Here is a 26,959-nt window from a genome sequence, read left to right as displayed (position 1 = left end):
TTACCCGCCCCCATGAGCACCTCCGAACTGCATCCCGACGATACGCTGGAGCCTTCATTTGACGCGCTGGAGCAGGCCGCCGAATGGTTTGCACTGCTGCGCTCGGACGAGGCCTCGGCCCAGGACCGACAAAGCTGGCAAGGCTGGCTGGCCGCTCAGGCCGAGCATCGCAAGGCCTGGCAGTATGTAGAGCGCATCAGTGGCCGCTTTGAACCGATACAAAGCAGCGACAGCCGCCAGGCTGCCGTCCAAAGCTATTGCCTGGCCAACCGACGAATGGGACGCCGCCGCCAATTGCTGCTGGGCCTGGGCACACTGGCAGGCAGCAGTTTGGGCAGTTGGCTGGCTTGGCAGCATACGTCCTTGCCCGGCACAGTAATGGCCTGGTCAGCCGAGCATCGTACCGCCCGTGGTGAAGTCCACCAACTGACTTTGCCCGATGGCTCTACCGTTTGGCTCAGCTCCGACACTGCAATGAACCACGACTACCGAGGCAATCAACGGCTGCTCTCCCTGGTTCAGGGTGAAATTCTGATCGATACAGCGGCCGATCCTGCACGGCCCTTTCTGGTCGAAACCCGTCAAGGCTTGCTGCGTGCCTTGGGGACACGCTTTACGGTGCGACTGGACGGTCAGGAGACTTTTCTGGCGGTGTATCAAGGCGCGGTACAGGTGGACACGGCAAACAAGCGCCAGCAGCACATTATCCATGCCGGTCAGCAGACACAGCTTTCGCGTACCGCGATTGCGGCTACCACTGCTGTCCTGCCCGAGCGACAAAGCTGGACCAAAGGCATCCTCGTCACCGACAACACACCCTTGATCGAGGTCGTGCGCGAATTGCAGCGCTATCGCGGCGGCCACCTTAGCGTTTCACCCGAGGCGGCCCAGCTGCCTGTGATTGGCAGCTATCCCTCCACCGATCCGGACCGGGCCTTGAGAATGCTGGAAGGGGTGCTGCCCATTCGCATCAAACGAACCCTGCCCTGGTGGGTCAGCATTGAACTTGCCGAGCACTGACCTTGATTCAGACACACACATTCACGGGCATCAGCCGCCGTGCATGACAAGCCGGTTTACGGGCCTATTCAAGCGGCCAATGCTTCAAACCGGCTATTTCCACTTTTCCGAGTTCCGCTTTTCCTTGGCGTGTTCGATATACCTGATGAGGGCATCGTTTTACCCGTCTCCTGGCACAAAACCAGAATCTGACCAGGACACATGCAAACCGGCTCGCTCTCGCCGACTACACCGCTTCCAAGGAGCAGAATTCATCATGCCCGGCTATTCCCAGCCTGTCGCCCAAGGGGCGAACTCTTTTGGTGCCATGCACTTTTTCCGACCCGGTTTCAAACTAAGCCCCTTGGCCTGCGTGCTGCAACTTGCCCTGGCCAGCGGTGCATTGAGCCTGGCAAGCTGGCATCCTCAAGCCCACGCCCAAACCATCAACAGTGCGTCTGCCAAACAACAAAGCTACAGCATTCCAGCGGGCCCCTTGAGCACAGCGCTGGCTCGCTTTGCAAGCGCATCCGGCGTACTGGTCGCTGGAGCCGGTGAGCTGGCCAGGGACAGAAACAGCCCAGGCGTTTCCGGCACGTTTTCGCCCCAGGCCGCGCTGGATGCACTGTTGGCCGGTACTGGCCTGACTGCTGTTGCCAGCTCGGATGGCAGCTACCATCTGCGCCAAGTCCCAGAGGCACCTGCCGGTGACGTCACCCAGCTGAGCACCGTAACCGTACGGGGACGACTCGATCCCAGAACCGAAGGCACAGGCAGCTACACCAACGCATCGGCAAGCTCGGCCACGCGCATGAACCTGACTGCACGTGAAACCCCGCAGTCGGTCAGCGTGATCACGCGCCAGCGGCTCGACGACCAGGGTTTGCTCACGCTTAATGACGCACTCAAGCAGGCCACCGGCGTCAAGGTACAAGAAGGCGAAGTGCTGGGCACGACTTATCAGATCCGCGGCTTCTCGCTGGATACGGCACAGCTTGACGGCGTGCCTGTCTCGCTGGGCGCAGGCGGCTCGGAAGCGGCCGCCGACATGGCCATCTACGATCGCGTGGAAGTGGTACGCGGCGCGGCGGGTCTGTTGCAGGGGGCCGGCAACCCGGGCGGCACGCTCAATCTGGTGCGCAAGCAACCCACCCGTGAATTTGCCGCCAGCGGCAGCGCGATGGTGGGATCGTGGAACAGCTACCGTGTGGAAGCCGACGTCTCCAGTCCGCTCAACCACAGCGGTGATCTGCGCGGGCGGGTGGTGGCCGTGCACGACGACCGCGACTCCTTCGTGGATCACGTCAAGGAACGCAAGGAAGTGCTGTATGGCGTCTTGCAATACGACTTCACTCCCTCGATCACGGCCACCGTGGGGGTGGATCATCAGCGCACCAAGGGTACGCCCAACGGCACTGGCGTCGTCTTCTTTGACGACGGCGGCGATCTCGAACTGCCACGCAGCACTTACCTGGGTGCCGACTGGAACCACCGGGCCACCCGCAGCACCACCGTGTTCGGCGACCTGACCTGGGAGATGGACAACGGCTGGCAGACCAAGCTGTCGGCCAACCGCCAGCACTACGACGTAGACACGGTGTTTCTGTCCGCCTCGGGCGCGGGCGTGGACCGCAACACGCACCAAGGCCCACTCCTGAACTACGCACGAGCCAGCAGCCTGAACCGCACCCAGACCAGCGTGGACCTGTACGCCTCGGGCCCATTCTCCTTGCTGGGCCGCAAACATGAGCTGGTAGTAGGTGCGAACATGCGCCGCAATCCCACCGAAACCGACCAGGTGCCGCTGCGTGAATACGCCAGCATCCGGCCCGATGTCTTTAACTGGGACCCCACCTCGCTGCCTCCGCCCAATATTGGACCCTATGAATCGCGCACCGCCACCACCACCAAGCAGTCGGGCATCTATACTGCTGCTCGTCTAAGCCTTGCCGATCCGCTCACCTTGATCGTGGGTGGTCGTTGGAGCTGGTGGGACTACAGCAGCGACAGCACCAATCTGCTCACCGGCGCCAACACGGCCTCCTCGAGCTACAAGGTCAGTGGCGAGTTCACACCGTACGCCGGTCTGATATTCGATCTGAACGATAACTACTCGCTGTACGCCAGCTATACCGACGTGTTCCGTCCGCAAAACGCCATCGATCGCAACGGCTCCTTGCTCAAGCCCATCGTGGGTGCCAACTACGAGGCGGGTATCAAGGGTGAATTCCAGGATGGCCGCGTGCAGGCTTCGCTGGCGGCCTTCCGTATCGAAGAAACCAACCGCGCCCAGACCGATCTGGACGGCCCCAAACCGTGCCCCTACACCACCAGCGACTACTGCTCGATTGCCTCAGGCAAAGTGCGCAGCGAAGGGATTGAGGCGGAGTTGACAGGTGAACTGGCCCCAGGCTGGAATCTGACGGCTGGCTATACCTACAACACCACCAAGTACGTGAAAGATGCGGCCAACCAGGGCAAGCCCTTCAACACGCGCACGCCAGAACATATGTTCAAGCTCTTTACCTCTTACCGCCTGCCAGGCTCGTTGCGCCAGTGGACAGTGGGGGGTGGCTTCACGTGGCAGACCAAATTCCTGTACGAGAACACGGCCGGCACGATCCGTATCGAGCAAAATCCTTACGCCGTGGCTGATCTGATGGTGCGCTACGACTTCACGCCCAAGGTTTCAGCCACCCTCAACCTGAACAACGTGTTCGACAAGAAGTACTACCGTTATATTGCCCACGAACGCGCCTACAACTACTACGGCGACCCACGCAACGTGATGCTGACGCTGCGCGCCCAGTATTGAGGCTGAACGTGAACAAGATGCTCAAGCGCTCTGATTGCAGTGCTCTGGGTACCTTGTAGTCTGACGGCGCCCTGTGCACCATGGCGCTGTGCTCAATGCCATACTCAGGCCTGTGTACCAGATATAATTCGGCCACAAACTGACTGAATAAAAAAACGCTGTGTTTGCTGCCAGAGGCAGTGAACACCGCGTTTTTTAATAAAGCCATCAGCGGGCCTGATGCGGCCCGGTGACATTCAATCAGTTCTGGTTCGCAGGTGCGAAATCGGCCAGGTGGCAGGACAGGATGTCGGCAATGGCACGATCATCCAGGCCACGGGAGCGCAGGTCGGCGGACAGGGCGTCCACGTCAACACGGGCCAGTGGGCGCTCTGCACCGCGAGGGCGGTCGTCGCGTACCACGCGGAAGTCGTAATCGCGCTGGGCGGTCTTGGCCACTTCGTAGTGCATGACTTCATCCACTTCGTTTTCCGGCGTGAAGGTCAGCACGGTAGGGCGCAGGGAATACAGGTCTTCGGAGTTCATCACGTATTCGGTTGCGCAGATGATGACGGTGTCGCCCTTTTGACAGGTACGGGCCGCCGCGCCGTTCAGGACCACACAGCGCGAGCCGGGTTCACCGAAGATCACGTAGGTAGAAATACGGGCGCCACTGTCCTTATTCCAGATTTCCACAAACTCCATGGGTAAAATGCCCGCTTGTTCGCAGATTTCAGGATCCAGTGTGATCGAGCCGTGATAGTTCAAGTCGGCACCGGTCACCTTGATACCATGCAGCTTGGCACGGACCACTTTTTTCATGACAACACTCTCTAGAAACAGGTCCCCTGTAACGGACACCTAAGCTTGGCTAAAACGCGGCTTTCGCTGCGCCCTTAGCCCGATCAGGGCTGCGGGAAAGACTGCATCATAAACCCAGAAATGCGCGCAAATCCGTTTAGACCCACAGATTTGTACGGGAAAACCACAGCATCAATGATTTGCCTGACGGCCAGTCTGTGCTGTAATCCCCTCTGCCGCGTCGCGCCGGTCTTTTTTATTTTCAATACGATACCGTTTTCCATGCCCAACCTGCTCATCGAGAATATTCACAAACGCTATGGTTCCCTGGAGGTCCTCAAGGGAGTCTCTCTCAGCGCGGAGCCGGGCGATGTCATCAGCCTGATCGGGTCCAGTGGTTCGGGCAAAAGTACGTTTCTGCGTTGCATCAACTTTCTGGAAACGCCCAATTCCGGCCGTATCGTCATCAAGGGCGAGGAACTGAAAACCCGTCTGGACCCCAAAACGGACGAACTGGTTGCGGTAGATAAACAACAGCTCAAGCGCCTGCGCACCAGCCTGGCCATGGTGTTCCAGCACTTCAATCTGTGGTCCCACATGACGGTGCTGGAAAACATTACCGCCACGCCCATTCATGTACAGGGCATGGACAAGGCGCAGGCCATTGCCAAAGCGGAGCTGTATCTGGACAAGGTAGGCCTGTCGCGCGATCTGGCCAAACAATACCCGGCCTTCTTGTCGGGCGGCCAGCAGCAGCGCGTGGCAATTGCCCGGGCGCTGGCGCTGGAACCTGAAGTGATGCTGTTTGACGAGCCAACCTCGGCACTGGACCCCGAGCGTGTGGGCGAAGTCCTGCGCGTTATGCAGAATTTGGCCGAAGAAGGGCGCACGATGGTGGTGGTTACGCACGAAATGAGCTTTGCGCGCAACGTCTCCAGCAAGGTGGTGTATCTGCACGAAGGTCAAATCGAGGAAGAAGGCCCGCCAGAAGAAGTGCTGGTGTCGCCACGCAGCCCTCGTCTGGCACAATTCCTGGCAGCGGGCGGTTCGTCCAAGAGCTAAGATGCCCGCCTACGGCGCGCAATACGGATTGACAGGTCTGTGACTGGCTATCTGCCCCTTGGGTCGGTCGGATCGACCCATCACCGAGCAATCACGAAGCAGCAGGTTCGCTACGCCTGCCAGGCTGCGACACGACGGAAACATCGAAAAGCCGGATCGCCGGGCCGCCAGAACGCCAGACAGCCGAATGTATATCAGCAGGTAAAACAGCCCAAAGGCTTCGGCCACACTCTGAGCAGACATAAAACAAACGGCGCCTTGCGGCGCCGTTATGCATTTGCAACCATCCTAATGAAGCCGCCAACCAGCAGCTTCTGACTACAGCCCTGCTATCAGGACTTGGGACGTGGCATATCAAACAAGGCCAGGTCCGTAATCTCAAAGTAATCGCCAGGACCACCACCACGCAAAATCGGACGTGGGATCGCAGTGCGGTAAATGCCGTCCACGATGCTGTTGGGCGACACATGCACACCGACCACTTCGCCCAGCACCATCCAGGTGTTCAGATCCTTGCCTTCCGAGTCTTTCAGCTGAAAGTGCGTCGTCACCTTGCACTCCAGCGAGGCATGGCTCTCGCCCACGCGGGGGGCATCAATCAGGCGGGAATCCACAGGCGTCAGGCCCGCGACTTCAAACTCGCGCACATCTTGTTCCAGGCTGGTCATGTTCATGGGTTCGGCCAGATCACGGGTAGCCAGGTTCCAGGTAAAGACGCCGGTTTCAATTGCGTTGCGCACGCTGTCTTTGTAGCCCACGCTGGAAAAAGCGATCACAGGCGGGCGATAGTTGAACACGTTGCAGAAGCTGTATGGAGCCAGGTTCAGCACACCTTCCTTGCTTTTGGTGCCAATCCAGCCGATGACACGGGGACCCACAATAGAACTGATCGGGTCGTGGCGCAGTCCATGGCCTTGTGTGGGTTCGTAGAAGTGAAAGTCTTTCTGCACGGTTCTCTCTGTTAATAAACACAACAAACTAAACGGGACTGCGGGAAATCCCGGTGGCCCACTGATATACTTTACAACTAAAATAAAGCCGCTGCAAACCGTTGAAACTCAAGGTTTTACGTATCCTTCCTGCCTTTCAGAACCATCTAGGCACATGAAACATGGAAAATAAGCCCGATCACTGGGCACGTGTAGCTTCTGCTGACCTGGAACACGTGCGCAAATCTGTCAGCGATATGTTCAAGTCGCACCAGCTCAAGCAGCTACGTGCCGATCAGACCCTGCAAACCCGGCTGCGTCACGCCCAGTTTGGTCAGGTCGCCTTGAGCCGCCTGGGCTATGGCGCCGACGTACACATACAACCTGATCACCTGGCCGGTTTCTACCTGGTCCAGATGCCCCAATACGGCACCGCCAAAATTCGCTGCGGTGGCCAAACCGTGGACTCCAGTCCCTACGCCGCCACGATCCTCAATCCCAACGAGGACGTGGACATGATCTGGCACGCCAATAATGAGCAATTAATGCTCAAGATAGACCGCAATCTGGTGGAACAGGCCGCCCGTGGCATGGGCCTGGACGTAGGCCCGCAAGGTTTGCTGTTTCCGGTACGCCTGGAGGCGCACACCCAGCCTTCCTGGCAAATCATGCTGCGCTACGTGCTGGACTGTGCACGCAACTACGAAGACATTCGCCGCTCGCCGTTGATTATCAACCAGCTGGAGCAATTGGCGGTGACAACCTTGCTGGATCTGCACCCGCCGACTCAGATTCAGGCCCTGAACCCCACTCGCATCCTGCCGCGCCATTTGAAGAAAGTAGCCAGCCATTTGCATGAGCAGGCTCATTTGCCGGTCACGGTAGACGAGCTCAGTACCATTGCGGGCGTGAGCTCCCGCACCTTGCAGCAAGCCTTCCGAGACCACTACGGCGTCAGCCCCATGCAGTACCTGCGTCAGGTTCGTCTGGACCGTCTGCGCCACGAACTGATCCATTCCAACGAACCTCACCTGACGCTGGCCGACCTGGCCATGCGCTGGGGCTTTGCACACCAGGGCCGTTTCAGCGCCGAATACCGCAGCCGCTTTGGCGAAACGCCTAGCGAGACCCTGCAACGAGTGCGCGGCGGCCAGCACTAAGCTGACCGCCTCACCCGTCCTCTCACCCCTTCAAGATACGCTGGGCTGCCAGATAGCCGGATTGACCACCCAAGCCAGGGCCTGGATGCACCGACGCACCAATTTGATGCAGATTGCGCCAGGGCGTGGTGCCACTGCGCGCGTTCTTGTGTCCTGCAAAAGGACGCATGAAAAAGAACTGATCCGGTGAGCACACCCCGCTATACGGATCGCCCCCCACCAGATTCATGTTCAAGGCTTCCAGATCCGCCGGGCTGACACTACGACGCCCGATAATCTTGGCAGCCAGGCCAGGCATGACGGTTTCCAGACGGGCCTGAACGCGATCGGCCATCGCCTCGCGCACGGCTTCGTTCCAGCGTCCATCCGCTGGCACAGGAATCTCGCCCGCCTCATCACCTTTGATGTGACGCGGCAGCTCCTGCATTTGTACCCATAGAATCCAGTGCCCTTCCGGTGCACGAGTCACATCCACCGCCACCGGCTGGCCCACGGCCAAGGTCGGTTTGGCAGGCAGATAGCCATTGCTGGCCGTCACCACCGAAGAGCACACCTGCTCCATGCTTTCCGTCACATGCACCATAGGGACATGGCGCAGTTCCGGGTCAAGCCAGTCGGGCGGGGAATTCAAGGCAAAGTGTATCTGCATGCCGCCCCGACCATAGTGATAATCCTGGGCGGACTTCAACAGCTCGGGTTCTACTTCCGGCAACAAGTCGCCGTACAGCTGACCGGGCGTCACATTGCAGACCACCGCACGGCGGGCCAGATAGCGCTGCGTACCCACACACACGCCGGTGGCTTTATTGCCTTCCACCAGCACGCGATCCACATGGGAATTGGTCAGTACCGCCCCACCTGCTTCTTCAATAATGCGGGTAAAGGCTTTCACAATCTGATAACTGCCGCCTTTGACGACAGGCATACCGCCACTGACCACAGCACTGAACGTCAGCTTGCCGATCAGGGCCGAGCTGGCTTCATCCGGGCCCAGGCCGCTATGCAATACCCAGGGCGCAATCATGGCGCGGGCCAGATCGCTGCGCAGATCGCGCATGGCCCAGCGCCGGAAGCTTTCCAGCGCTTGCGACCCAAAGGACATCAAGCCATCCAGACCCCGTTCGCGCCAGGCACCAAAGGCCAGTTTGGCCATGGGCCAACGGTAAGGCTCACCGCCCAGCAAGCCAAATACCAAACCGGCATCCGGGCCAAACATGCGAGCCGCCATGGCACCCAAGGCATCGCCTTCACCCGGCATCAAGTCATTGAAGCGACGTACGGTGTCGTCCATATCCTGACGCAAGGCCAGCGACGGGCCACCAGGAATGGCCAGACCCGTGCTGTATTCGCCTTTGACAAACTCCAGACCGGCTTTGGCCAAGGGTTCAGCCAAAGTGGCATAGGATGCACCGCCCATGAACAAGGGATACCAACTGGACAGCACATCATGGGTAAAACCGGGGAACAGCTCTTGCGTACGGATGCAGCCCCCGGCCACCGCATTGCGCTCCAGCACTGTCACCGACAAGCCGCGTTGGGCCAACAAGGCGGCACAGGTCAGGGAGTTCATCCCGCTGCCGACAATGACTACATCAGCGCTGTGCGCATCACTCATTTCAACGGTCTCCGCTAGGCGTGGTCAGGTTGGCGAAACGGCCACGGTGAAACACCGCAGGCTCGTGTTCGGTCAGCGTGGTGTGGCGCACCACACGGCCAATAAACAAGGTATGGTCACCACCCTCGTGCTGACGGTAGTTCTCGCACACAAAGGTCGCCACACAGTCGTCCAGCAAAGGCACGCCTTCTTCACCATCCACATGCGAGACCAGGGCAAACTTGTCCTTGACCTGGGAGTTGGCAAACCCCAGGGCCACGGGCACTTGTTCCTGGCTGATCACGTTGATCGCAAAGTGGCTGCACTTCTCGAAAATTTCCAGGCTGGGCGAGTGATTCACCAGGCTCCACATCACCAGGGGCGGCTCCAGCGACAGGGACGTAAAGGAGTTGATGGTCAGACCCACCGCCCGGCCATCGGGACAACGAGTCGTGACAATGGCCACACCCGTTGGAAAATGGCCCAGTGCCTGGCGAAACGCACGGCTATCGACCACATTCAGATTGGACGGTGTGGGTTTGGCGTCAGCGGCTGCCAACGCTTGGGCAGACACGGCCTGCCGCTGGGCAGCGGTTTGGGACGGGGAGTCTTGCAGCGTTGCGGTGGGGGTCATGATACGTCTCCTTGAATACTATCTATCAGGCAGCCACAGATTGGCTGCGAGTCTTCTCGATCAATGCCTGAGCGGCACTCAGATCTTCCCAGGCCGGGAACAGAACCGGTGGGTGGTTGAAACTGTTGGCCAGGAAATGAGCCAAGGCGGGCGATTGCTGAGCCGAGGTCAACAAGGCAAAAGAAGAGTCGGTTGGTGGCTTCAACATGGAGTTGGTCCAGCGCACCACCAGATTGGCGTAATCCCAGTAACGCTCGAACGTTTCCTGCATCCAGTTACGGTCAAACGCGCCTTCACCACGTTGCAAGATGCTGTCCAGATACACTTGGGCGGCTTTGGCGGCGTTGTTGGAACCTTGGCCGGTAATGGGGTCGTTCACGACAACGGCATCACCCAGACCCAGCACCATGCGGCCCGAAGGCAGCGTCAGCACAGGTTTGCGAACTGTGGGAGGGAAGGCACCGGACAGGTAACCTTGGGCGTCGGTCAGTTCCACATTACGGGCTCGGTCGCCTTCCCAAGGCAGGAATTCGCGCAGGAAAGAAACGCTTTGCTCCAAATGAGCTTCGGGCGTCTTGGCATCGCGGAAACGATCCAGTGGGCCACCGGGCACACCTTCGAACACCATGATGTCGCAGGGACCGGACAGGGTCAGCGAGGGGAACACAAAGTATTCGCCCACACCGGGGATGAAGTTAAAAGACACGCGCGAGTATTCAGGCGTAGGCTCCAGACCATGTACATAGGTCAGGGCCAGGGCGCGCTGAGGCTTGTCGTACATGGAACGCTGATCGTCACGCTCGAACAGCTTGACCACTTCGCCTTTACCGGCAGCCAGCATGGTCAGGTCGTACTCCTGGGTGATGCGCTCCAGTTCGGCCACGCCCACATCTTCCATGATCAGCTTGCCGCCACGCTGCTCGAACAGCTCCAGCCAGTAAGGCATTTTTACGCGCTGGTCAGTTGCCTGGGCTTCACGATCCAGACGGCCGCTCCAGTCCACGGCTTTGGTGTCAGGCTGTTCAGGGTTGGGCAGAGCAAAGCCAATGCCTTGTACAGGCGGGCATTCGTCGTCCCAAAAATTCAGGCCCAGGCGGCGCTCTACGTCCAGCGCCTCGGCAAACATGCACTGGCTGGACATCACGCGGCCACCACGAACATCGTCGGGGCTGCGGTTGGTGAAAACGGCTACGTCGTAGCCCTTGGCCAAAAGACCGAATGCAACGGGCATGCCAGCCTGGCCAGCGCCCACAATAGCAACTTTACGCATGATTTTTTCCTTCTGAGGGAGCTAAGGACGCCACTGCGGCGGCGTCCTGGTTTTTCTTATTCAGCCAATTTGGGAATGGCGGGTACACCTTGCTCGGGTCCCATGGCCGAGTAGCCGCCATCCACGGAGTAATCGGCACCGGTCACGAAACTGGCGGAATCCGAGAGCAGGAAGGACACGACTTCGCCCACTTCCTGGGGATCGCCCACGCGGCCCAGCATGTGAAATGCCGAGGCCACGCGGTCGGTCTTGGCACGGTCACCGCCCGTCAGCTCGTCCATCACGCGCGACCAGATCCAGCCGGGCGAGACCGAGTTCACGCGGATACCGTCTGGAGCAAAGTCCAGCGCCATGCTGCGTGTCAGTTGCAACAAGGCAGCCTTGGAGACCGGGTACAACCAGCGCCCGGTTTGAGCAATCGAGGAGGAGATCGACGTGAAGTTGACGATGGAACCACCACGCGGCAACAAGGGACGCACCGCCTTGGCCGCCTGCACGGCGCTAACCAGGTTGATGTCCAGAGCCTTGAGCCAGTCAGCACGGCTGGACGCCATGCCTTCATCCAGATAGGAACAGGCCAGATTGACCAGACCATCCACACGGCCAAAATGCGCCTGCACCTGCTCGATGGCGGCATTCAGGCTGTCATCGCTGGTAATGTCCACTTCCCAGAATTTGGCTTTGGCGGCATCGTTGCCTACGGCTTTCTGGCCACCTGCGGCATCAATATCGAACACGGCCACACGTGCGCCGTAGCCCATCAGCACCTCGACCACACCTGCGCCTACACGCGTTGCGCCGCCGGTAACGATGACTACCTTATCCTTCAGTCCTTTCATGTCGCTCTCCTGCCGCGGGCCCTTAGAACGGAACCGCTACTTTTACAAAAAATTGTTTTCCTTCGGGACGGCCACGTACGCCCAGATCCTGTTGGTACTTGGCCGTAATCAGCAGACCCTTGTCATTGGCATAACGCAGGCTGGGACCAATGGCGAAGGCACGAGCCTTGCTGTCACCGGCCATGGGGCCACGGTCGCTTTCAATCTGTTGATAGGCGTAACCACCCACACCCAGCACCAGCCCATTGCCAAAACCCCAACCCACGGCGTAATCGGCGTGAATGGCTTTACCCGTACGCGTTTCGGTGTCGCTGTTGCGGAAGTTGAAGTCCACCATCATCTTCAAATCCAGGTTGATGCCGCTGGGCTGCATGTAGCTGAACGCAGCAGCGGGCTGAATGGCCCAGTAGTTGCGGCCCAGGTTGGCGCTGTCGGTCACTTTGTAGCGGCCGGTCGGGGCAACAAAGTCCACTCCCAGGATGTAGTGCATCTTCTCGCTGGGGTGAAAGCCCAAGGCCGGACCAAACACCACGTCACCCAGACCGCTACGGCGCTGGGACTGACCGGCGGCCTGTGCCTTGACGGTCAGCAAGGGAGCCAGGGCGTGGAACGCCAATTGGCCGCCAAACACCTGCTGGTCCGTCACCCAGACCAGACGCGGCGCAACCATTGCCACATCGACCTTGAAGTCAGGAATAGGCAACTTGTCGCCGTTCTTGTCACGCACCGAGTCGTAACGCATGGCACCGCCGTACATCAGCAAGTGCACTCCGGGTGGCGGCAGGGCACCACTCATGAAGTTTTCCAAACCATCGGGATAAATAGGCAGGCCGTTGCCCTCAATGGCACAGGCCGGGCCGGCGCCCAATACCCCTGCACCCAGAACCACTGCTGCTATTTTTTTATTGATGTCCCCCACGTCCGTTCTCCTTTTGTTTTTTAGGTATGACGATGGAGCCAATGGTAGAAGTGCTCTTTTTGTCGGTATATCCACTTTGCGCAGCGCCTAGCCAATAAGCGCAAGAAGCCGCAAAAGCAGGGAAAACCCCGATTTGGTTTAGATTTAAAGGATGACGATCAGTAAGGCCGTTAAACGCTGTGTTTCAACGGGTATATGAGATAATTCCTCGCTTCCCGCCCAGTAAATAATCAATATCACCTGGGCCTGAACACCCAGGACGGCGAGCGATGTGTAATACCGTCGTCGTGGACCTGGCCACAAACACGCCGCTTCATCTCGATGAGCCCAACTCTCTCTTTTGCTGAATCCCGATTCAGCCAGCCCCTGCTCGGCCACCGTTTTGGTGCCTGGGCCTTTATTACTTTTGCGGTGCTGGCCCTGATGGCTACGTGGGCCATTTATTGGCTCACCCCCATGATCTCGGACGACTTCAATTACGCCAACAAAGGCATTGCATGGACATCGATCAAGCAACATTATCTGCAATGGAGCGGTCGTCTGGTCTCGGATACGCTCTCCAGCGCCATGCTCACGCTGGCTCCGGGATGGCTGAAAGCCACACTGAATACAGCGGCCCTGTTTGGCCTGGTCACGGTGCTGACAGCTCTGGGGGCCCAACTGGCCGGACGAGCCTTGCGCCCGTCTTTACTGCTGCTGGTGTTCACCTTGTATTGGCTGGTCAACCCCCATCTGGGGCAAACCACATTCTGGTTGGTAGGCGCCGCCAACTACCTGTGGCCCAATCTGTTCAACTTCGGTTTTGTGCTGGCCTTTATTTACTACTTGCAAAAGGGCAAGCCCTCTGTGATCACAGGCTTGGCGCTCTGCCTTCTGGGCCTGCTGGCCGGTTGTTCCAATGAAAACACCGGCATTATCAGCTGGTGTTTGCTGGCGTATCTGGGCCTAAGGCACTTTCAGCGCACAGGTTCGCTCGGTTCATGGCATCTGGTTTGGTTGCTCTGTATGGGGCTGGGAGTCGCCGTATTGGTCCTGGCGCCGGGCAATCAAGTACGCGCAGAGGTCTTTGCTCATTGGTATGACCAGCCTTTCTTATGGCGCATTGGGGAGCATTTTGGTCGTCGTTTCCCGGACGCCCTATTGCGGTACTGGGGGGTGATTCTAGTGATGCTGGTTTGGCGTTTTGCCATAGGGCCTGCGTCCTCTGAATCTGTACGCCGAACAATGTGGCTGCTCATTGGCGCATCGCTTCTGGCCAATGCCATTCTGGTTCTGGCACCTAATATCCCCAAGCGAGCCTTGAATGGCGGCTTGATGTATCTGCTGGTGGCCTTGTCTATTTACGGACATGATTTATTGGCGCAAGGGCAACGCGCTATACCTATGCAGCGCAACCTGTTAGTAACCTTGGGGGCCTGCGGCACGCTATGGCTGGTGTCCAGCGGATTAATGCTGCGCAGCTATCACGGCACCTGGGAGCAGGATCAGGTACGACGCGCTATCTTGGCCGATGCCCACAAGCATCAGCGTCATCACGTAAAACTACCCAAGTATTTTTTCCTGCCCACGTTGCGTTCGCGGGATCGCTTCGATATGCACTTTGACCCCAAAGCCATGGCCCGATACTACGGGAGCAAAGCGGTGATCAACGAATATGCCGTCCAGCAGTACTATGACCTGGAGACGGGGGCACCACCGCCCACGCCTTAAAGCTTGAGGACTTGTGCATTTCCTCCGCTGCAAGCCGATTCAGGCCCTGGGGGGTCTGGCAGGGCGAGTCAGACTACTTACCGCAGGCAAGGGAGAGCGTAGGGATGCAAGCATCCTGCTGTTTGAGCCGGACGCTTGTACTTGGTCCGGGGGACCAAGTACCCGGCGAGTTCAGGATGCGCCCGTAGCTCTCTCTCGACCAGGGTACCGGTGCGCAGCACCGGCAAGTGGTCAGCCCTGCCAGACCCCCCAGGGCCTGAAGCGGCGTTTTACAGGGAGAAGCGTCCACAATGACTACAGCAGCAACCCGGCTGCCTATCCTTTGCCCTCACAACAGCCCCTCCCAAAAACATAAAAAAACCCCGCTCTCCCAAAGGAAAGCGGGGCCAAGACTGTAGTGTGTCTCTTGCTGCGTATTACTTGGCAGCGCTCAGCTCTTTGATCTGCTCGCGGAAGTAGGCCAGAGCGGCTTTACCGTCAATGCCCTTCTTGTCAGCCGCTTTGATCCAGTCTTCTTCAACAAAGGCCAGACGCTCTTTCATCTGGTCTGCTGCTTCACCCTGGATGCGCAGTGTTTTCAGGCCAGCTGCTGTGTGCTTCTCAATGGCTTGCTGTTCGGCAGCCTGCCATTTGGAACCGAAGTCGTTGGCAATCCATTCGCCGCTGATTTTCTCGATAGCAGCACGGTCGGCTTCCGACAGACTCTTCCACTTGCGCTCGTTCATGAACATGTACTGGCTGGATTTGCCAAAGCCACCTTCCACGGACACCGCGGTCTTGACCAGCTTGTCCAGTTTCCAGTTGTCCAATTGGTCGTACTGGAAGTACATACCATCGATCACACCACGCGACAGCATTTCGTAGCTGTCCGATGCAGGCGCGTTCACGGTCACGATACCCAGCGCTTTACCGATGGCATCAAACAAGGGGCTAGGCGAGCGCAGCTTCTTGCCTTTCAAATCGTCAATGCTTTGCACATTGTCCTGGCTGGTGAAGATCACGGTGGCAGGGCTGGTCCACATACCCAGCAGTTTCACGCCCCTGTGCTCGTTGGCACCCATCATGAATTTTTCGTAGGTGCGCCAGTAGGCAACCGAGTTCACTCCGCCATCATCCGTGGTGAAAGGCAGTTCAGCAAATTCGATCAGCGGGAAGCGGTTAGCCGTGTAGCTGTGTACCGACATGCCCATATCAGCAATACCGTTACGCACCAGATCCAGGTGAGCCTGCGGCTTGCCCAAGGCGTTGATGAACTCCACCTTCACGCGACCTTCCGTGGCTTTTTCCACTTCCTGGGCCCAGGGCTCGAACATATTGGTCACGATGAAGTGGCCTGGAGGCATCCACTGGGAAAAACGCAAGGTGGTAACTTCAGCCGCAACCGAAGGCATGGTCGGTGCCAGGGCTGCTGCAGCCAGGCCCAGGCTCAAGGCCAATTTTTTGAAAACACGCATCTCGACTCCTCGTAAATTATTTTGCTGCCGGGCCACTACAGCCCGGCGTCTTGGCCACTTGATGGGACGTTAAGCAGGTCCTGGACCTGCACACCCGGCGGCTTTACTGCTGCCCGGATCACAACTGCATCCGGGCCGGGTTTACATACTGTTCGGGACAACCAGAACAATCCAGGGGACAAACACCAGCAAGAGCAAACGCACGATATCCATCATTACAAAGGGAGTCACACCCCGAATAATGGTGCCCAAAGGAACATCGGGCATCACGTTCTTGATCATGAAAATGTTCAGACCCAACGGAGGGGTAATCAGGCTGATTTCAGCAGCCACCACCACGATGATGCCGAACCACACCAGATCAAAGCCCAGAGAGGCCACAATCGGGTAGAAGATAGGCACCGTCAGCATGACCATGGACATGGTTTCCAGGAAACAACCCAGAACCAGGTAAATCGCGCAGATGATCAGAATCACCACAATGGGCGAGACATCAATACCCTGGATGAAACCCAGCAACTGATTAGGCAAACCAGCCACGGTCAGGAAGTTGGTAAAGACCAGCGCACCAATCACCAAAGCAAACATGATGGCCGTGGTTTGAGCGGCTTCAATCAGCACCGTCAGGTACATGCGAGGCTGCCAGCCACGACGCTTCAGGGTCAGCAAGAAGGTCGCTGCAGCGCCAATACCCGCCGCTTCTGTCGGGGTGAAGACACCCCCGTAAATACCGCCCATGATGACGATGAACAGCACGGTAATGGCCATCACGCCTTTGGTCGCCTCAAAGCGCTCGCGCCAGCTGGCCTTCTCGCCAGGACGGCCCAGATTCGGGTTGATCGCGGTAATGATCATCACCGTGATCAGGTACATCAGCATGGCGATCATGCCGGGCAAAAAGCCTGCCGCAAACAGCTTGCCAATGTCGGTTTCGGTCAGAATCCCATAGACCACCATCATCACGCTGGGTGGAATCAGAATGCCCAGCGTGCCGCCTGCCGCAATACTGCCGGTAGCCAGACGATCGTCATAGTTGTACTTGCGCATATTGGGCATGGCCACACGACCCATGGCCGCTGTGGTGGCCATACTGGAGCCACAGAGTGCACTAAAGGCACCACAGGCAACAATCGTGGCCATCGCCAGACCACCACGCAGGTGACCAATAAAGGCGTGGGCAGCTTTGTACAGGTCCTTGGACAAACCCGAGGCATTGACCAGATTACCCATCAAGATGAACAGCGGCAGCACGGTAAAGCTGTAGCTCATGGCCGTGTCGTAGCTGGTCTGTGCCGCCATGGTCAAGGCCGCTTCCATGCCGGTAAAGAAGGCAAAACCCAGCGTACCAACCAGCAACATGCCCCAAGCAATGGGCAAACCCAGAAATAAGCTACCCAGCAGGACAGCCAGTCCGATAATAGAAATCAACATGAAAAAACTCCGTCTTTATCGGCTTGGAGAGCTAAAAATCTTGAACAGGGAAGCCACAGTGGCAATGCCTGTCATGGTGGCGATGATGTAGGCAAAAGGGGCAATCGGCACTTGCAAGGCATTGCTCATATCGCCGTAGTCGGCCAGCTCGTTGGCGTGACTCCACAGGTAGACAGTCAACACGGCCAGCATGACGGTAGAGACCACATTGATCACGAATTGCTGGATACGACGCGCCACTGGACCTAGCCAGGCGTCAATCAAACTGACGGTCAAGTGTTGCTGGTGCCAGGTAACACGCGGCAAGGCTGCAAAAATCAGCACACCCAGCAAGAGTTCGCTGGCTTCATAAGCGCCCAGCAAAGGGGCGTGAAATACATACCGGCCTATCACGTCCACAGTAGTGATCCCTGTCATCAGGATCAAGATGACCACACAGGCAGCATCCAGAATTGTCTCTACAACTCGTACTACTCCACGTGAACGCACCAGCTCCATTCCTGGCAGATCGTCGTTCATTACAGCTCCACTCTTTTTGGCCGGCGAAGGCCCGTTTTTTGGGTCATCATGCACCTCGAAAAATCGACGCGCATTGTTATATTTCTGTTCTAAATAGTTTATAGATGAACAAATCCAGGTAAATAGAAAGAAACCCTTAATTCCATCCAAAATCATGGAATCGTGGTTTCTATCTCACATAGCAAGAAATACGGTCACAAACTGCCTCGCTTGTCCTGTGCAAGAGCTGATAAAAATTGCTGGAACAGGCGCGAGTACTGGCTTGGCGCAATGTCGAGCAGGCGAACATTGGCTTTAAGAAGGGCAATAAAAGAATCAGCCCACTAGCAATCAGGCAGCATCCGGACCGGTAGCCAAACCCTCAGGCCCAGGTGTTTCATGTGACAAAAAAAGAGTCGAAAATGAACAGGCCCCTCACGTGTTGGACATACTTCCATGCGATGCGAGCAGGTCTGAAACAGCAACTTTTGACACCAAAAACCGGGGATAAAAAGCCAAAATCGGCCTCTGCGACAAAGAAAAAAACTTAGGCAGCAAAAAATCCCGGCACCGCTGACCAGCCGCCACCAATCAAGACGGTCCCTTCAGCCGTTTGTTTAAACGACACTCGCCGCCAGACATGCTGGAATAGATAGTCCATCAAGGGGGCTGTGCCATCCAAAAGCAAAAACCCCCTTGGAAAACCAAGGGGGTTTTATATGCCGTCAAGCAAATGGACTCGCTCCTGAACGCACTCAAAGCGCGATCACGGGCAGTCCCCTTGCCCGTCGATCAGATCGTCAGCGTACCCACGCTGGCACCGCCGCAGACATACAGCGTCTGGCCGGTGATAAAGCTGTTTTCAGGATCCGAGAAGAACATGGTTGCGCGGCTGATGTCATCCGCACGGCCCAGACGCTTCACAGGGATCGCAGCAGCCAGCTTGGCTTCGCGCTCGCTACCGGCTTCAACCACGTCGTAGAACATATTGGTAGTGATGGGACCGGGGGCAATCACGTTGACGGTAATGCCTTGGTCCGCCAGTTCCAGCGCCCAGGTACGGGCCATACCCAACATGCCAGCCTTGGTAGCGGCATAGGCAGTACGGGTTTGCAGACCCAGCGCACCCCGCGAGGACATCAGCACGATGCGGCCAAAGTGGCGCTCGCGCATGCCAGGCACCACCGCCTGGGTAATCTGCAAGGCTGCACCCAGGTGAATCTGGGTCAGACCCTGCAAGTCTTCCAGCTTGACCTCGTCCAGCAAGGCCGGCCAGATCACGCCTGCGTTGTGGATGAAGTGGGTCACTTCAAAGCGCTCGGCAATATCCTTGGCGGCTTTTTCGGTTGCTGCTGCATCCAGCAAATCCACCTGCACGCAGTGCAGACGCTCGTGCGTCCAGGGCAGGACATTGCGCGCCATGCTGATCACGGTGTAACCCTGATCCAGCATCTTGCGGCAAATGTCTTCACCAATACCGGTGCTGCCGCCCGTCACAATGGCGGTGTATTGAGCTTGTGTCATCTTGATTGTCTCCAGGCAAATTCAGGGCGCAGGGCGCGCCACCAGCACGGCTACGCCGCCAGCATCCAGCTCCAGACTCAGGCGCACTTTCTCGTTCGCCTGCCCGCCTTCGGGCAAGTGGGCGATGGCAAAAGGGCCGCAATCCAGGGCAACTGTGCCGATACGCCAGGGCAGTCGTGCCTGAAAGTAGGGTTCATTACTGTGATGCAAGGTGGTCGTGGCCTGCAGAACACCCGTGTCGGCAACGGCCTGCCAGTTCAGCGTCGTGTGCAAGCAATGGCCGCACACATCGCGGGCGGGATACTGCACCGTGCCGCAGGACGGGCACACTTGCAGGGCGAATTCGCCGCGTTGGGCGGCTTCGGTCAGTCCGGCTGCCGTGGCGCTGCGTGCACCCGGTGGCAAGATTTGGGTGTCGCTCATGACTGCCCCCGTTCCAGCAAGGCCGCAGCAGTACAAATGCCGCGGTCGTAATTAATCATGCCAAAGCCGGACACCAGGCCGATGCGGGCATTGGCCACTTGCGTGTCGCCTGCGGTATCCGTCAATTGGCGCAAGGCCTGAACCAGTCCCAGGTAGCCGCCTGCTGCACCGGCCTGGCCTACCGATAGCTGTCCGCCGCTGGTATTGAAGGGAAAGCTGCCGTCCACCGTAAAAGTGTTCTTGCGGATGAACTCCGGGCCTTCGCCCTTGGCGCAGAATCCCAGGTCTTCAAACTGCAGGACGTTGATGACGGGGTAGTCATCGTAGGTTTCCATGAAATCCACGTCTGCCGGGGTGAGGCCCGCATGTTCGTAGAACGCATCCTTGTCCATGGCCCAGCCACCGCGATGCTGCACAGGGTCTTCAGGGAAAGCGTTGTGACGCTCGATGGAAGAACGGATACGCACATAAGGCAGGCCCAGTGCTTCGGCCTGTTCACGACGCATGACCAGATAGCCTTCGGCTCCAGCACACGGCATCACGCAGTCAAACAAGTGGATGGGGTCGGCAATGACGCGCGCCTCCATGTACTGTTCCAGCGTCAGCGGTTTTTTCATCAGGGCATGCGGGTTGCGCAGCGCATTATCGCGCTGGGCGACGCACAGCTTGCCGAAATCTTCACGCGTGGCACCGTAGTGACGCATGTAGTAGTCCGTCAGCAGCGCAAAGCTGGCGTTGGGGCCACCAGCACCGTATGGGTAGACGGCATCCTGCGAGAAACGCGAGAAGCCCGACACCGTGTTCTTGAAGGACTCACGGTGATTGGTATCGCCCGCAATACACGCCACGATGGACGCATCGCCACACTGCACGGCGCGGGCCGCACGACGCATGGCCACCACACCGCTGGCCCCACCCATGGGGATATGGTCCAGCCAGCGTGGGCTCATCTGAAAATGCTGCATCACGCCTACGGCAGTGTCCGAACCCAGCGTGAAGCTGGATACACACACACCATCGACGTCGGCTTTTTTCAGGCCGGACTGGGCCAGCAACTGGCCCAATGCCGCACCCAGCCACCAATGCGCGGTCTGCTCGGAATGGCGCTCGTAGGGAATGGTCACCGGAGCGACCAGCACCACATCGTCATAGCCCTGACGGGCTGCTTGCGGCAAGGCCATGGGCTCAGGCCTCCTGACGTTTTTTCAGGTGATTCGTGTTCACGCAGGCCGGGTTTTCCAACGCAGCCAGAGCAACCGTCTTCAGCTCACCGCGCTGGATCTTGTTGGTCGAAGTCAGCGGCAAGGCATCCACAAACAGAACGTAGCCGGGCACCTTGAAGTAGGCCAGCTGGGTCAGGCCCCACTGCACCATTTCCTGGGCAGCCTGTTCGCGCTGTTCCTGGGTTTCAATTGGGTTGTGCGGCACCACCAGCGCCATCACTTCGTCGCCACGGATGGCGTCGGGCACGGCGGCCACGGCAATGGAGCGCACCAGCGGGTGCTGCTGCATGATGTTTTCCACTTCCACGGCAGCGATGTTCTCGCCACTGCGACGGATCACGTTCTTTTTGCGGTCCACAAAGTGCAGATAGCCTTGTTCGTCGCGGCAAACAATGTCGCCCGTGTGGAACCAGCCGCCTTCCCAGGCTTCGTCGGTTGCTGCCGGGTCTTTCCAGTAGCCGGAGAAAAAGCCGTAGCGTGGGTTGTCACCGGCCGAGCGCACCAGCAGCTCGCCGTTTTCACCGGCCTGAGCAGGTTCGCCATCGTCTTTACGCAGCAGCACTTCCACCACAGGCATTTCCTTACCGAAGCAGGAGGTGCCGATAAAGCGGGGCTCGTGATTGGCGATGATGCTGGCACCGGCGCCCGTTTCCGTCATGGCCCAGGCTTCCAGCAGAGGGAAACCAAAGCGTTCTTCAAAAATAGGATGCAGACCACGGTCCACACCAGCGCCAAAACCAAAGCGCACATTGTGTTGACGGTCTTTTTCGCTGGCCTCGGCCTTCATCAGGATGGCAGGCATCACACCCAGGTAATGCACCACGGTTGCGCCGGATTCGCGCACCGAATCCCACCAGCTGCGTGGGTGGAAACGGTCCAGGGAGATCAGGCAGCCGCCGGTCTTGATCATGGCCATGGTCGAGCAGGCCATCGCATTCATGTGGAACAGGGGCAGCGGAGTCAGCATGCGCTCTTTGCCATGCTCCAGCGAAGCCAAACCACCAATGTCGCGATACCACTCGCCAGCATAATGGAAGTACTGGTTAGCCAACATGCAGCCCTTGGGGCGGCCTGTGGTACCGGAGGTGTACAGCAAGGCACATTCGCTGTTTTCATCAGGAATGTCACAGGAACGGGAGGCGGCGCGCTCCACCATCGGAGGTACATCACCATCGGCCATGATGGCAAAAGGCTGACCGGCACGCTGAGCCGCTTCCACCAGATCCTGGTGACGGCTGGGCAGGGCAATGGCCATGATCATTTCCGAATGGCCGATCAGGTATTCCAGCTCGGCAGCGCGCAAATCAGGATTGATTGGCACAATCGACACGCCCAGGCTGTTCAGTGCGAACCAGTGCAGGAAGAACACAGGGCGGTTCTCCAGCAGGATGCCGACGCGGTGACCGTGGCCGTAGCCAGCAGCGGCGTAACCGGCGCGCAAGGCGTCGATACGCTCCAGAGCCTGACCGTAAGTCAGCTCGCCCGCTTCAATACCGTAGATCTCGGCGGTCTCAGGCAGGGTACATACAAAGGGCTTGTCGCCCCATTTCTGGGCGGTGTCTCGAAAAGCCTGGTAGACCGTGGTGTTGGCCATCAAAAATTCTCCTGTCCTATCACATAAACAACTGGATATTGCCGAAAGGCGCGTCGCAATTGAGCAGATCCACCCGTTTCAGACGGATCTTCAAGGCGTCGTCCTGGCGCACCAGGGTGTAGGTATTCCAACCCACATAGATATCTTGGTTGTCGCCACGCGTTTCCGTGTAATGGAAGGCGCAACGCACGGTGTATTCGCCTTTTTCCTCGTCCATGCTTTCCACAGTGGGTTGCTGGAGCAGGTGATGGCTGCGGCTCTTGGGCTGCTGGGAAAAGGTACGGCGGCCTGCCAGACGTTCCACACGGATACGCAGCAAGAGCTTGTCCTCGTGCATCAGGGACGCGTGTAAACGGGCGTCCTGCTGATCGTGCACCAGCGGCATCCAGTAGTAGCCATCCTCGGTGAACAGGTCGAGCCATTGCTCGTAGCGCTGCTCATCCAGCAGGCGGGCTTCCGCATACACAAAATCGATAAGGGCCTGACGGCTGATTTCGCTCATGGTTATTCCTCTTCTTTCTTGGCCTGCTGCTCGGGCAGCATGAACTTCAACCAGGCGCGGAACTGGGCGCGCATCTGCATTTCGCTGGTGCCGTTGATCACCACGTTCTTTTGCTGGTCTTCGTCTTTTTCCACCAGACGGGCCAGGTTCATCCAGTCGCGACCACGCGACTGCAAACCGTGCTGGGCACGCTCGTACATTTCCAGGTCATCGTGACCGACCATGGAGGTCGGGGCGTTGATCAGGCGGTTGTACATCAGGGTGCGTTCCAGGAAGGTGTCAGGTGCACCCACCAGGCGGAAGGTCCAGGATTCCACCAGGGTTTTGTCAGCGGCCAGCGGCTTGAACAAACGCAAGGTCTGGATCGGGCCCTTGACCATGATGTTGGGGAAATAACAGGTGTTGTGACGCGTATCGCCCAAAATGGCTTTGGCGCGCTCCTCACCGTAGGCTTCGACCATCTGGTCCCAGTAACCCGGAATTTCGGAGTAATCAGCGTGAATGGAATTGCTCACGCCGGTATGGCCGTGACCGTTTTCCCACACGCGAATGCCCATGCCTTCGTAGAACTCGTAAGGCGACATGAAAGGAGCAAACAGCTCGACCGCCATGGGCTTGGGCGTACCTGGAGGGGCGGCTTCCCAGGCTTTAACCGCCGTACCCGCCGAGGACTCGTGCGCCACCATGGGGTGACAGGTATCGGTCTGATTATCGACCAGCATTTTCCAGTTGCACTGGTGCATGTAGCGCATCACGCCGCCGGCCACTTCCAGGCGGCCTTCGGGGGAGCGATCCACCATATTGTCGATGGTGCTCAGGGACTCGCCAAAGAATTCCTCAAAGCCAATGCCTTCATCGGCCAGTCGACAGAACACGAAATCGCGGTACACCTTGACGTTCTGTACCGCGGCCATGCCCTTGCTGCCTTCGGTGCATTCAAAGCCGGTGTTCTCGTAACCTTTCTTCAAAGGGATGGACAACAGGGAGCCGTCCGTCTTGAACGTCCAGGCGTGGTAGGGGCAACGGAAGAATTTGCCCGTGTTGCCACAGGTCTCGCCCGCCACTTGCACACCTTTGTGCGGGCAACGGTTGTAAAGCACACGGATGCTGTCATCGGTATGGCGCACCATGATGACGGACTCCGTACCGACCGTCGTGGTGTAGAAGTCGCCTTTATTGGGCACCTGGCTGGCATGGCCAACGTAGACCCAGGTATTGACGAACAAGTGCTCCATCTCCAGTTCAAACAGCTCCTGGTTGATGTACAAATCCTTGTGGACCTCGGCCTCGCGTACCAATTCGCGGATGGCCTGGGGATTATCACGATACTTTTCCATCATGTTCTCCGTCGCCCTTGGGCTTATAGATCCAGCACCAGACGCGGGGTCTTGGCGCGGGAAATACAGATCTGGATGACCTTGTTGCTGGCTTTTTCCGAATCGCTCAGGAAGTAGTCGCGGTGGTCAACCTCGCCTTCGATCACATCACAGGTACAGACGCCGCACTCGCCGCGCTTGCAGTCGATCATGGGGTCCAGGCCCTGCTCTTCCATCACGTCCACAATGGTCTTGTCAGCGGGAATTTGCAGGGTCACGCCGCTTTGGCGCAGTTCCACTTCAAAAGGCTGGTCGCCTTCCTGGGGAGCAGCCGTCACAAACAGCTCGAAGTGCACATGGTCAGTAGGCCAGCCACGTTGCTTGCAGGCTTCGATCACGGCATCAATCATGCCTTTGGGGCCGCAGACGTAAATGTGCTGGTCTTTAGACAGACCGTCGAGCAGGGTATTCAGGCAGAAACGGCCTTCGCTGTCGTCCGCGTAGTGACGCAGAGCCGGGCCGGACAGGGCGCTCAGCTCATCCAGAAAGGCCAACTGTTCCACACTGCGACCAGCATAGTGCAGCTGATAAGGGCGGCCCTGGTGATGCAAGGCAGCGGCCATGCTGGCAATGGGGGTGATACCGATACCACCGGCAATCAGCACGGTTTCGGTTTCGCCTTCAGCGGCAGCATGCAAGGGGAAATCATTCTTGGGACCAGCCACGCGCAGCGTATCGCCTACTTTCAGGCTGTGCATGAAGCGCGAACCACCCGAGCTGTTGTCTTCCAGGCGCACGCCCAGACGGTAACAGGTCGGGCCCTGTGCCGTGTCGGCGTCCAGCGAAATCAGGGAATAGCAGCGGTGATCGTTCAGATCAGGAATCTGTACCTGCAGGTGCGAACCCGGCGCAAACGCGGGCAGGGAACCGGCCTGGGCAGGCTCTAGCGTAAAACTGCGAATCAGCGGGGATGCGTTCTGGATGTCCCGGATAACGAGTTCAAAAGTATCCATCATGTGCCTACCATTGAGCATGACTACATCAATTACCCAGCCAAAAAGGCCAAGCCGTGGCATGATGTAGCGCCGCAGGGGGCAATGGGACGGTATCGCGTAACCTGAAAAAGGCTGCGTAAGGCTCGTCTACTGTCTCCGCTAAAACCGGCTGCCTGACACCAAGACTGGCTGTATGGCTGGATCTCTATTCATTCTTTTGTGAATTTATTTTATTGATGAATAGTTTACGGATAAATATATACTGCCGAATATAATGGAAAACCACTAGGTGAGAAAACAGCAGAACCGCATGGTACACAGTTCTGCCACTTCCCCACCGTTTTCTACTTACTGAGCAACCAGTGCGACCACGCGCAATGGGCTGCCGGAACCGCCTTCAATCTTCAGAGGGGCCGACATGATCAGTGCACCTTGAGGGGGCAGCTGATCCAGGTTGCACAAGCACTGCAGACCGTAGCGGTTGGCACCGTGCATCAGGGTGTGGCAAGGGTAGCCAATAGGCCAGGAGTAGGATTGGCCAGCATCGGTGTTGATGGTTTCAACGCCAAAACCGTGAACCTTGCGCTCGTGAATCATCCACTCTACCGCTTCCTGAGCTGGGCCAGGCGTGTGAGCACCGTCTTCACGCATGTTCAGGAAGGCCTCGGCGTCGTTCACGCGTTTGGACCAGTCGGTGCGAAACAGCACCCAGGCGCCTTCAGGGATACGGCCATGCTTGGCTTCCCAGTTCAACAGGAACTCGGAGGTCAGGATGAAGTCTTCGTTCTGGGCCACTTCAGCGGAAGCATCAACCACCACGGCAGGGCGCAGGAAGTTGTCGACTGGAATAGTGTCGACCGTGTTGTCTGGATGGTCCTTGCCGGAAATCCAGTGCGCAGGCGCGTCAAAGTGGGTACCGGTGTGTTCGCCACAGGTGAAGTTGTTCCAGTACCAGCCTGGACCGTTTTCGTCGTATTGGCTGATGCGCTCAATCGAGAAACCGGCAGTCTGGCCAAATTGGGGGGGCAGTTGCAAGGCGGGGAAGCTGGGAGACAGGGTCTGGGTCAGATCCACAAAACGGACCTGCTTGCTGTCGATCGCCTGGATAAAGGCTGCCAATGGGTTCGTGTCGCTCATTTCATCTCCTACTTGGGTCTTATGTCGTCGTTATCGTTGCCTGCCCTGCATGGCGCAGGATAGGGACCAGCCGTTAAAACAGCCCGCTCCTTCAGGCCCGGCACCGCCTTCCTTACAAAGGCAGCTTGCATCTTGGACCGCTGCGGCAAGG

24 protein-coding genes are annotated in these 26,959 nt (G+C 58.1%); 5 read left to right on the top strand and 19 right to left on the bottom strand.

Annotated elements, in window-relative coordinates; all coding sequences use genetic code 11:
- The first annotated feature begins 12 nt into the window (after nucleotides 1–12).
- Nucleotides 13–1,020: a FecR domain-containing protein gene (locus ACLPGZ_RS09945; protein ID WP_429641172.1), complete on the top strand. Its 1,008-nt coding sequence runs from the start codon at nucleotides 13–15 to the stop codon at nucleotides 1,018–1,020.
- A 256-nt stretch (nucleotides 1,021–1,276) separates the two neighbouring features.
- Entirely contained in the window at nucleotides 1,277–3,814 is a 2,538-nt protein-coding gene (locus ACLPGZ_RS09940; protein WP_429641170.1) for a TonB-dependent siderophore receptor, read from the top strand.
- A gap of 240 nt (nucleotides 3,815–4,054) precedes the next feature.
- Here ACLPGZ_RS09940 and panD read toward each other — a convergent pair whose 3' ends face one another.
- Both panD and ACLPGZ_RS09930 read right to left on the bottom strand, forming a co-directional pair.
- Entirely contained in the window at nucleotides 4,055–4,615 is a 561-nt protein-coding gene (panD, locus tag ACLPGZ_RS09935) for an aspartate 1-decarboxylase (protein ID WP_009461218.1), read from the bottom strand.
- Between the two features lie 83 nt (nucleotides 4,616–4,698).
- Nucleotides 4,699–4,878 carry a hypothetical protein gene (locus ACLPGZ_RS09930; RefSeq protein ID WP_021447139.1) on the bottom strand — a complete coding sequence of 60 codons (180 nt, stop codon included), beginning with the start codon at nucleotides 4,876–4,878 and terminating at the stop codon, nucleotides 4,699–4,701.
- Here ACLPGZ_RS09930 and ACLPGZ_RS09925 point away from each other — a divergent pair.
- A complete protein-coding gene (locus ACLPGZ_RS09925; protein WP_088451587.1) occupies nucleotides 4,877–5,656 on the top strand; it encodes an ABC transporter ATP-binding protein in 780 nt (259 codons plus the stop codon). The two genes, ACLPGZ_RS09930 and ACLPGZ_RS09925, sit on opposite strands and share 2 nt — an antisense overlap.
- Before the next feature lie 332 nt (nucleotides 5,657–5,988).
- Here ACLPGZ_RS09925 and ACLPGZ_RS09920 read toward each other — a convergent pair whose 3' ends face one another.
- A complete protein-coding gene (locus ACLPGZ_RS09920; protein WP_035269337.1) occupies nucleotides 5,989–6,606 on the bottom strand; it encodes a flavin reductase family protein in 618 nt (205 codons plus the stop codon).
- A gap of 161 nt (nucleotides 6,607–6,767) precedes the next feature.
- Between ACLPGZ_RS09920 and ACLPGZ_RS09915 the strand changes: the two genes are divergently transcribed.
- A complete protein-coding gene (locus ACLPGZ_RS09915; RefSeq protein WP_115634720.1) occupies nucleotides 6,768–7,745 on the top strand; it encodes an AraC family transcriptional regulator in 978 nt (325 codons plus the stop codon).
- 22 nt (nucleotides 7,746–7,767) lie between these two features.
- Here ACLPGZ_RS09915 and ACLPGZ_RS09910 read toward each other — a convergent pair whose 3' ends face one another.
- The 5 genes from ACLPGZ_RS09910 to ACLPGZ_RS09890 are packed head-to-tail and all read right to left on the bottom strand — an operon-like array spanning nucleotide 7,768 to nucleotide 12,992.
- Nucleotides 7,768–9,360 carry a phytoene desaturase family protein gene (locus ACLPGZ_RS09910; protein WP_115634718.1) on the bottom strand — a complete coding sequence of 531 codons (1,593 nt, stop codon included), beginning with the start codon at nucleotides 9,358–9,360 and terminating at the stop codon, nucleotides 7,768–7,770.
- A gap of 1 nt (nucleotide 9,361) precedes the next feature.
- Nucleotides 9,362–9,973, bottom strand: a complete 612-nt coding sequence (locus ACLPGZ_RS09905; RefSeq protein ID WP_026483919.1) for a flavin reductase family protein — start codon at nucleotides 9,971–9,973, stop codon at nucleotides 9,362–9,364.
- A 25-nt stretch (nucleotides 9,974–9,998) separates the two neighbouring features.
- On the bottom strand, nucleotides 9,999–11,243 hold the full coding sequence (locus ACLPGZ_RS09900; RefSeq protein WP_009461224.1) for a styrene monooxygenase/indole monooxygenase family protein: 1,245 nt from the start codon (nucleotides 11,241–11,243) through the stop codon (nucleotides 9,999–10,001).
- Nucleotides 11,244–11,299: 56 nt separating this feature from the next.
- On the bottom strand, nucleotides 11,300–12,082 hold the full coding sequence (locus ACLPGZ_RS09895; RefSeq protein WP_226349105.1) for an SDR family oxidoreductase: 783 nt from the start codon (nucleotides 12,080–12,082) through the stop codon (nucleotides 11,300–11,302).
- Between the two features lie 22 nt (nucleotides 12,083–12,104).
- On the bottom strand, nucleotides 12,105–12,992 hold the full coding sequence (locus ACLPGZ_RS09890) for a SphA family protein (RefSeq protein ID WP_035269964.1): 888 nt from the start codon (nucleotides 12,990–12,992) through the stop codon (nucleotides 12,105–12,107).
- A gap of 330 nt (nucleotides 12,993–13,322) precedes the next feature.
- Here ACLPGZ_RS09890 and ACLPGZ_RS09885 point away from each other — a divergent pair, with 330 nt between their 5' ends.
- Nucleotides 13,323–14,711 (top strand): DUF6056 family protein, encoded by a 1,389-nt coding sequence (locus ACLPGZ_RS09885; protein WP_371478566.1) that lies wholly within the window; start codon nucleotides 13,323–13,325, stop codon nucleotides 14,709–14,711.
- A 416-nt stretch (nucleotides 14,712–15,127) separates the two neighbouring features.
- Here the strand turns inward: ACLPGZ_RS09885 and ACLPGZ_RS09880 are convergent, their stop codons facing one another.
- The 11 genes from ACLPGZ_RS09880 to ACLPGZ_RS09830 form a co-directional block, all read right to left on the bottom strand.
- Nucleotides 15,128–16,165 (bottom strand): TRAP transporter substrate-binding protein, encoded by a 1,038-nt coding sequence (locus ACLPGZ_RS09880; RefSeq protein WP_063689941.1) that lies wholly within the window; start codon nucleotides 16,163–16,165, stop codon nucleotides 15,128–15,130.
- Between the two features lie 141 nt (nucleotides 16,166–16,306).
- Nucleotides 16,307–17,596 (bottom strand): TRAP transporter large permease, encoded by a 1,290-nt coding sequence (locus tag ACLPGZ_RS09875; protein ID WP_021447142.1) that lies wholly within the window; start codon nucleotides 17,594–17,596, stop codon nucleotides 16,307–16,309.
- A 15-nt stretch (nucleotides 17,597–17,611) separates the two neighbouring features.
- Complete coding sequence (locus ACLPGZ_RS09870) at nucleotides 17,612–18,115, bottom strand: TRAP transporter small permease (RefSeq protein ID WP_009464436.1); 504 nt, start codon at nucleotides 18,113–18,115, stop codon at nucleotides 17,612–17,614.
- A 771-nt stretch (nucleotides 18,116–18,886) separates the two neighbouring features.
- The gene (locus ACLPGZ_RS09865; RefSeq protein WP_009463811.1) at nucleotides 18,887–19,618 is read right to left on the bottom strand and encodes an SDR family NAD(P)-dependent oxidoreductase; all 732 of its coding nucleotides are present in this window, start codon (nucleotides 19,616–19,618) and stop codon (nucleotides 18,887–18,889) included.
- A gap of 21 nt (nucleotides 19,619–19,639) precedes the next feature.
- Nucleotides 19,640–20,041 (bottom strand): Zn-ribbon domain-containing OB-fold protein, encoded by a 402-nt coding sequence (locus tag ACLPGZ_RS09860; RefSeq protein ID WP_083055164.1) that lies wholly within the window; start codon nucleotides 20,039–20,041, stop codon nucleotides 19,640–19,642.
- Entirely contained in the window at nucleotides 20,038–21,222 is a 1,185-nt protein-coding gene (locus tag ACLPGZ_RS09855; protein WP_429641166.1) for a thiolase family protein, read from the bottom strand. Before ACLPGZ_RS09855 ends, ACLPGZ_RS09860 begins: the two co-directional genes overlap by 4 nt.
- Before the next feature lie 4 nt (nucleotides 21,223–21,226).
- Complete coding sequence (locus ACLPGZ_RS09850) at nucleotides 21,227–22,858, bottom strand: AMP-binding protein (RefSeq protein ID WP_042484938.1); 1,632 nt, start codon at nucleotides 22,856–22,858, stop codon at nucleotides 21,227–21,229.
- Nucleotides 22,859–22,877: 19 nt separating this feature from the next.
- Nucleotides 22,878–23,360 carry an aromatic-ring-hydroxylating dioxygenase subunit beta gene (locus ACLPGZ_RS09845; protein ID WP_009463815.1) on the bottom strand — a complete coding sequence of 161 codons (483 nt, stop codon included), beginning with the start codon at nucleotides 23,358–23,360 and terminating at the stop codon, nucleotides 22,878–22,880.
- A 2-nt stretch (nucleotides 23,361–23,362) separates the two neighbouring features.
- Nucleotides 23,363–24,697: an aromatic ring-hydroxylating dioxygenase subunit alpha gene (locus ACLPGZ_RS09840; protein ID WP_254003235.1), complete on the bottom strand. Its 1,335-nt coding sequence runs from the start codon at nucleotides 24,695–24,697 to the stop codon at nucleotides 23,363–23,365.
- A gap of 23 nt (nucleotides 24,698–24,720) precedes the next feature.
- Nucleotides 24,721–25,689 carry a PDR/VanB family oxidoreductase gene (locus tag ACLPGZ_RS09835; RefSeq protein WP_115634869.1) on the bottom strand — a complete coding sequence of 323 codons (969 nt, stop codon included), beginning with the start codon at nucleotides 25,687–25,689 and terminating at the stop codon, nucleotides 24,721–24,723.
- A gap of 330 nt (nucleotides 25,690–26,019) precedes the next feature.
- Nucleotides 26,020–26,808 carry a cyclase family protein gene (locus tag ACLPGZ_RS09830; RefSeq protein WP_088451603.1) on the bottom strand — a complete coding sequence of 263 codons (789 nt, stop codon included), beginning with the start codon at nucleotides 26,806–26,808 and terminating at the stop codon, nucleotides 26,020–26,022.
- Nucleotides 26,809–26,959 lie beyond the last annotated feature (151 nt).

This window comes from Alcaligenes sp. Me129 (assembly GCF_050487245.1).
Classification (GTDB): Bacteria; Pseudomonadota; Gammaproteobacteria; order Burkholderiales; family Burkholderiaceae_B; genus Alcaligenes; species Alcaligenes phenolicus.
Note: the sequence above shows the minus strand (reverse complement) of the source record. Positions and strands in the feature narration are given on the sequence as shown.